Here is a 6,845-nt window from a genome sequence, read left to right on the forward strand (position 1 = left end):
TCTCTACTGTGGGTTCCGTCGGCTTGGGGGGGTTGGGGGCCCCCCGCGGGGCCGGCTGGGCCCCCGGCCGGTCCTCACCCCGCGGCGCGCCGGCTCCCCCGGGGGAGCCGGCGCCCGGTGTGGCGGGTACCCGTCAGGCGGAGTAGCCGCGGGTGGCGATCCAGTTCGCCAGGTCGGTGACGCTGATCCAGTACGCCGGCAGGGACGGGTCCGCCGAGTCGGCGATCCGTACGGTCCGGCCGTTGTCCTGGTAGCCGACCACCGCGATGTAGTGGCCGCCCGGGAAGGAGTGCCAGCCGCCGTTGGTGTCGGTGGCGTCTCCGGCGATGTTGGCCACCACGCCGCGTCCGGCCGCGATGCTGCGCACCACGTCGGCCCGCAGCCCGTCGACCTGCCCGGACGACGGGGTGCCGGCGAACATCGTGGTGCGGTAGGGGCTGCCCTTGACCATCTGGTTGAGCACCCGGGTGGTGTCCTCGGCGGAGTTGGTGCCCATCTCCGTGGTGCCGAGCGCGACGCCCAGGTCGTCCTGGGTGCTCCGCACGCCGCTGGCGGAGAGCGCGTTGCGGACGGCGGCGGGACCGCAGTTGTAGAAGGTGGTCTGCGCCTCGTAGGTGTAGTCGAGCATCTTCGCCGCCGGCGGCTTCTTCGCCGCGGGGGTGAGGTCGGGGTTCGCGGCCTTCTTCGCCGTCGCCGTCGACTTCGCGGTGGGGCGGGCGGTGGGGCTGGCCTTCGCCGACGGGGTCGCCGAGGGCGACGCGGTGGCCGAGGGGCTGGCCGACGGGGTGGTCGCGGCGCGGGCCTCGCCGCGGGTGGCGACGTCGTTCGCCCGGGCGATCTCGGCGACCGCCGCGGTCTCCTGCCGGGTCGGTGCCTCGTCGGCGTCGGCGAGCAGCGCACCGGTGGTGGACGCCACCACGAGCGCCGCGGCCGAGGCGGCCATGATCTGGTACGGACGTTCGGAGGCGAGGCGCCGCAGCTGCCGCTTCAGGTGGTGCTTCACGTGTTTCCTCCACGGTACGGGGGGAGAGCGGCGCACCGGACCGACGCGCGGAGGGACTCGCGCGTGACTGGGGACGTCGGGCCGGGATGCGGACCGCTCGCGGGGATGTCGCCGCCCGGTCGACGGGCGGCGGGGCGAACGTGGCGCTCAGCTCGTACGCCCGCCCGGGGCGGACGACGGCACCGCGGCACCGTGGAGGCGGAACAACCGAGGGGTGGGGTGGTGCACGGGAGTGGCACTCCTTCCGACACCGCCTACCGGGTTAGCTGACGGATTCGGGCGGGAAGAGCGCCCTACCGCGGGCCGTGGCCCGCGGATTCACCCCGGAACTACCTGGGTCCCCGGCTCGTGATCGTCGATTCGGCGGGACCGCGCGGCGTCGCCATCTCGCGATCGAGAACCGCAGCGGACGCGCCGACACTACTGGCCGGTCACCGACCTGCCAACCCCCTGCCACCTGCGCAAACCATGATCGTTCGGGTGGCTATTTTCGCGACCGGACACTGTCCGTACTCAATGGGATGGAGGCTTTTTCCGGAACGCGACGGCAAGAACAGGACGCCCGGTCACCGGATTCCCGAAATTGATCATAATTGTCGCCCCGAGTGGGTGCGATGACCGTTTCCGCAAACGGGTGACGGGGCTCACCGAAATCCTCGTGCCGATTCAGCCCACCCGGGCCGGCCGCCAGCGGGTCGCGGTCGCCGCCGGGGCGGCCGGCACCGCGACCGCGCGCGGCTGCGGGGCCGCGACCAGCCGCAGCCGCTCGGCCGCCGCGTACGCCTCGGCGGACAGGGCGCGGGCCGACTCCGCGGCGAGTTCCGCCGTCCGCCACGCCGACCGCTCCCGCTCGGTCGCCGTACGGTAGCCGGCCAGCTTTCCGTCCCGGACCGCCCGGGCCAGCACGATCTCCTGGTCGGCCCGGTGCCGGCGGGGATCCCAGCCGTCCCGCCGCCCGAACACGTCGCTGACCTGCCGCGCGGTCAGTTCGCCACGCCAGTGGGCGGCCATCACCGCCTGGTGCAGCCACCGCTCACGGCCGGCGTACTCGGCCGGGGTGCGTGGGGTCCGGGGCGCCGGCAGGGCGGCGGCGCCGGCGAACCGGCGGGCGGCCGACTCGGCCTCGTCGTACCCCTGCCAGGCCAGGTCCACCGCCTCCTGGGCGGCCAGCCACTCGTCGCGCCGCCGGCGGGCGGTCTGAACGGCCCCGGCGGCGGCCACGGCCACCTCCTCGGCGTACCGGCGCAGGTCGGCCGCCTCGGTGGCGGCCAGGTCGGCGGCGCTGGCCTCCTCGACCGGGTGGTCCCGCTCGGGGCGGGCGACCAGGACGGCGAGAGTGGTCAGGGCGAGCACGAGCAGCGCCGACCAGATGGCGGCGGCCTGCGGGACCTCGATCAGGAACTGGTACAGAACGGTGTTCATGGGCGGCACCTCGCGGAAGTGGAACGCGGTGGAGAGGATCCGCACCCGCCGGGGACGGGGCGCCGTCGCGGGCCGGATGCGGGAAGTCAGGTCGAGGGCGCGGTGAGCGGGCGCCCGGCCCGCGGGTGGATCAGGCGGCGGGCGGCCCGCGCGAGCCGGCCACCGCGGCCGGCCGGCCGGCGGGCACGAACGGCGCCACCGGGGAAACCCGCGGGTGGAGCGCCACCGGGCCAGCGCGCCGCCCGGCGTCCAGCGGCACGGCGTACGCCGCGAGGTCGCGGCCGGCGGCGGTGCTCCGGTCGACGGCAACGGCCCGGCCGACGGTGACGGCCCGGCCGGCGGCGACGGCCCCGTCGGCGGCGATGGTCCAGTCGGCGGGGGTCGCTTCGAGCCGGGCGATCCCGGCGGTCGCACCGGGCCGGTCGGCGGCGGTCACGCCGTTCAGGTCGGCGATGGGGACGGCCGGCAGCCGGTGCACGGCCACGGGCGCGACGATCGAGTCCGCGGTCGGGGTGCCCGCGCCGTCGGCCAGCGACACGGCGCCCGTGGAGAGCGCCACCGCCAGCGCCAGGCTGGTAAGCAGCCGCCAGGTCCGGCGCGCCACCCACCACAGGGGACAGGTGAGCGCAACCGGGAGCACGGCTTTACGTTACCGCCGACGCCACCCGCCCGCACCGCCGCCCGGCGTGTCGCGCTCGCCGCGCCGACCGCACTGACCAGGGTGGACGCCGGTCAGCCCGGGTCGCACCGGCCGGCGTACGTCACCGGCCGGTCGTCCCCGGGACGTGGCCTCGGCACCGCGGCGCCCGGCCCGGTACGACCGCCCGGCTCTGGCGTGTCAGCCAGGGCGCCGGCGGGCGGGGACGGCGCGGCGGGTGCCGGGCGCCGGCGCGGTGGGCCGAGCCGGCGCATCATCGGCGTCTCCACCCAACGGTGCAGCAGCCCGGCGAAAAGCAGGTTCAGCAGCAGGAAACCGAGCGCGGCGGCCGGGCCCCACCAGCCGGGCAGCCCCTCACCCCGGTGGCCGGTCAGCCGCAGGACGGCCACCATCACCAGCACGTGCACCAGATAGAAGGCGAAGGAGACCTCGCCGAGCCAGACCATCCGGCGGCCCCGCCACGGGGTGCGCCGGCCCTGCAGGTCGGCCCGGGCGGCCGCGGCGATCACCACGACGTAGACGGCGGCCATCAGGCCGGCCCACAGTTCGGCGCGGATCCACACGGCGGCGACCAGCCAGGTCAGCACGAAGAGCACGCTGGCCGCGGGCAGCCCCGGCCCCCGCCAGCGCCCCCGGCGCAGCAGCTCGGCGGCGGCCACGCCCAGCCAGAACTCCAGCGAGCGGACGAGTGGGAAGACCTGGGTGAACCACCAGCGGTCCGCCTCGGGCACCAACTGCTGGGCCGGCCACAGACCGATGATCAGCAGCGGCACCGCGACGACCACGGCCCACAACGCTGCCGGGCGTGCGCGCCGCAGCAGCGGCAGCGCGAACGGCAGGCTGAGATAGAAGAACAGCTCACAGGAGAGCGACCAGCTCACGTTGTTGACGCTGTAGAAGTAGCCGGGGGTCGGATCCCAGGCCTGCACCAGCAGCAGGTTCTCCACGGTGGCCCGGAGGTTGAACGGGTCGGCGAAGCAGAACGCGATCAGCAGCGCGGCGGCCCAGGTCACCAGGTGGTTCGGATAGATCTTGGCGACCCGGCGGCGCCAGAAGTCCCGCCGCCGCTCCCCCGCCCGCGCCGACCAGACCAGCACGAAGCCGCTCAACACGAAGAAGAACTCCACCCCGGACAGGCCGAGCGCGAAGGCCTTGTCCACCACCGGCTTGAGCGCCGGCGCGGCCACGATCCCCATCGTGCCGACGTGGTAGCCGTATACCAGCAGCGCGGCGACCCAGCGCAGCCCGGTCAGCGACGGCAACCGGCTCGGCCGGTCGGCGGCGGTCGGGCCGGCGGCGCTCGGCGCGGCGGTCACGCCACGGACCCGGCGCTGCTGTGGTGGAACCCCGACAACTGGCTCTCCTCCCCGATCGCGGCGCCGGCCCCGGGCACCCTACCCGCGGGCGACGGCTCACCCCACCCGGCCCAGACTCGTACGCCTGTTCGATCCGGGCTAGGATCGGGGCGTGCCCGACGCCGCCTACCAGCCGTCAATGCTGGATCTGCAGGACGAGCCGGGCTTCGGCGCGCTCGCCGGGCGGGTGCGCCGCCACGAGCTGACCGGCGGCGCGTGGGTCGACCACCTGCCCGGCTGGGTGCACGGCTCCGACCAGGTCTTCGACACCCTGCTGCACGAGGTGCCCTGGCGCGCCGAGCGGCGCACCATGTACGACGCCGAGGTGGACGTACCCCGGTTGCTCTGCTGGTACGCCGGCCACCGCCCGCTGCCGCACCCGGTGCTGACCGCCGCCCGGGCGGCGCTGACCGCGCACTACGCCCCCGAGCTGGGCGAGCCGTTCGTCACCGCCGGGATGTGCCTCTACCGCGACGGACGGGACAGCGTGGCCTGGCACGGCGACACGCTGGGCCGCTCCGCGCACCACGACACGATGGTCGCCATCGTCTCGTTCGGCTCGCCTCGGCCGCTGCTGCTGCGCCCGCGCGACGGCGGTGCCGGGCTGCGCTTCCCACTCGGGCACGGCGACCTGGTGGTGATGGGCGGCTCCTGCCAGCGCACCTGGGAACACGCGGTCCCCAAGACCGCTCGCCCGGTGGGCCCGCGGGTCAGCGTGCAGTTCCGCCCCGCCGGCGTCGCCTGACCGGCGCTTCCGTGCTGGCCTGACCGGTGCTCTCGTCCCGGCCTGACCGGCGCTCCGCCGGCCGGCGGCCGGGTCACCGCGGCGAAACGCGGGCGTGCTAGAAACAACTCTCAGGGTCGATCACGCCCCCGTCACCCCGACGAGCGAAGGGCGCGCCATGACCCACACCCCCACCGAACCGCGATCCCGCTGGTCGCCCTGGACCGTGCACGGCGACGGCCGGTCCATCCGTCCCGGCGACGTGGTGCACCCCGGCGAACGGCTCTCCTGGCCCAGGACGCTCGGCGTCGGCGTGCAGCACGTGGTAGCCATGTTCGGCGCCACCTTCACCGTCCCGCTGATCACCGGCTTCCCGCCGGCCACCACGCTCTTCTTCTCCGGCATCGGCACGCTGCTGTTCCTGCTGATCACCGGCAACCGGCTGCCGTCGTACCTGGGCTCGTCGTTCGCCTTCATCGCCCCGGTGCTGGCCGCGAAGGCCGGCGGCGACCTGGGCCCGGCGCTCGGCGGCATCCTGGTCGCCGGCGCCGCCCTGGCCGTGGTCGGCCTGGTGGTGCAGCTCGCCGGCGCCCGGTGGATCGACGCGCTGATGCCGCCGGTGGTCACCGGCGCGATCGTGGCGCTGATCGGCCTGAACCTGGCCCCGGTGGCCTGGGACGGCGGTGGCAGCGGCGGGGTCAAGGCCCAGCCACTGATCGCCGTGGTCACGCTGATCGCCATCCTGCTCGCCACGGTCGTCTTCCGCGGCTTCCTGGCCCGGCTGTCCATCCTGCTCGGCGTGGTGGTGGGCTGGGTCCTCGCCACGCTGCTCGGCCAGCTCGACCCCACGGCGGTCGACGGGCTGAAGGAGGCGGCCTGGGTGGGCCTGCCGCAGTTGCACGCGCCCAGCTTCGAGCTGCGCGCCGTGGTGCTGGTGATCCCGGTGATCCTGGTGCTGATCGCGGAGAACGCCGGGCACGTCAAGGCGGTCGCCGCGATGACCGGCCGCAACCTCGACAAGGACATGGGCCGGGCGTTCCTCGGCGACGGCCTGGCCACCATGCTGGCCGGCGCGGGCGGTGGCTCCGGCACCACCACGTACGCGGAGAACATCGGCGTGATGGCGGCGACCCGGGTGTACTCGACGGCGGCGTACTGGGTGGCCGGGGCGGCTGCGGTGCTGCTCGGGCTCAGCCCGAAGTTCGGCGCGCTGATCCTGACCGTGCCGGCCGGGGTGCTCGGCGGCGCCACCACCGCGCTGTACGGCCTGATCGCCGTCCTCGGTGCCCGGATCTGGATCGAGGGCCGGGTCGACTTCCACGACCCGGTGAACCTGCTGACCGCCGCGGTCGCGGTCATCATCGGCGCGGCGAACTACACCCTCACCGCCGGCGACCTCTCCTTCAACGGCATCGCCCTCGGCACCGCCGCCGCCCTGCTCATCTACCACGGCATGCGCCTGATCGCCCGCCTCCGGCACACCACCCCCGACTCCCGCCCAGCCCCCGAACCCGAACTCTGACCCCCACCCCACGGGAGTTGATCAGGGAGTTTGCGTCTGCGACACGCCCGGCGGGGTGACGCAAACTCCTTGATCAACGGGGGTGGGGTGGGGCGGGCAGGCGAGGGGGCCACCAGCAGCGCCACGACCAGCGCCGACGGCAGGAGTACGGCCGCGGCCGG

General features: G+C 74.9%; 6 protein-coding genes and 1 riboswitch. Of the genes, 2 read left to right on the forward strand and 4 right to left on the reverse strand.

Annotated elements, in window-relative coordinates; genetic code table 11:
• Positions 1-133: 133 nt before the first annotated feature.
• The 4 genes from AB0H57_RS32145 to AB0H57_RS32160 all read right to left on the reverse strand — a co-directional run bounded on the left by AB0H57_RS32145 (position 134) and on the right by AB0H57_RS32160 (position 4,399).
• Positions 134-1,003 (reverse strand): C39 family peptidase, encoded by an 870-nt coding sequence (locus tag AB0H57_RS32145; protein WP_357512425.1) that lies wholly within the window; start codon positions 1,001-1,003, stop codon positions 134-136.
• 236 nt (positions 1,004-1,239) lie between these two features.
• Positions 1,240-1,379: riboswitch (cyclic di-AMP (ydaO/yuaA leader) on the reverse strand.
• A gap of 290 nt (positions 1,380-1,669) precedes the next feature.
• Positions 1,670-2,425: a hypothetical protein gene (locus AB0H57_RS32150; RefSeq protein WP_357512426.1), complete on the reverse strand. Its 756-nt coding sequence runs from the start codon at positions 2,423-2,425 to the stop codon at positions 1,670-1,672.
• 130 nt (positions 2,426-2,555) lie between these two features.
• Positions 2,556-3,065 carry a hypothetical protein gene (locus AB0H57_RS32155; RefSeq protein ID WP_357512427.1) on the reverse strand — a complete coding sequence of 170 codons (510 nt, stop codon included), beginning with the start codon at positions 3,063-3,065 and terminating at the stop codon, positions 2,556-2,558.
• Between the two features lie 92 nt (positions 3,066-3,157).
• On the reverse strand, positions 3,158-4,399 hold the full coding sequence (locus tag AB0H57_RS32160; RefSeq protein ID WP_357512428.1) for an acyltransferase: 1,242 nt from the start codon (positions 4,397-4,399) through the stop codon (positions 3,158-3,160).
• A gap of 178 nt (positions 4,400-4,577) precedes the next feature.
• Here AB0H57_RS32160 and AB0H57_RS32165 point away from each other — a divergent pair, with 178 nt between their 5' ends.
• Positions 4,578-5,183 carry an alpha-ketoglutarate-dependent dioxygenase AlkB gene (locus AB0H57_RS32165; RefSeq protein WP_357512430.1) on the forward strand — a complete coding sequence of 202 codons (606 nt, stop codon included), beginning with the start codon at positions 4,578-4,580 and terminating at the stop codon, positions 5,181-5,183.
• A 157-nt stretch (positions 5,184-5,340) separates the two neighbouring features.
• Positions 5,341-6,684 (forward strand): solute carrier family 23 protein, encoded by a 1,344-nt coding sequence (locus tag AB0H57_RS32170; RefSeq protein WP_357512429.1) that lies wholly within the window; start codon positions 5,341-5,343, stop codon positions 6,682-6,684.
• The last annotated feature ends 161 nt before the right edge of the window (positions 6,685-6,845 follow it).

It is taken from the genome of Micromonospora sp. NPDC050686, assembly GCF_040654475.1.
In the GTDB taxonomy this organism is placed as follows: Bacteria; Actinomycetota; Actinomycetes; order Mycobacteriales; family Micromonosporaceae; genus Micromonospora.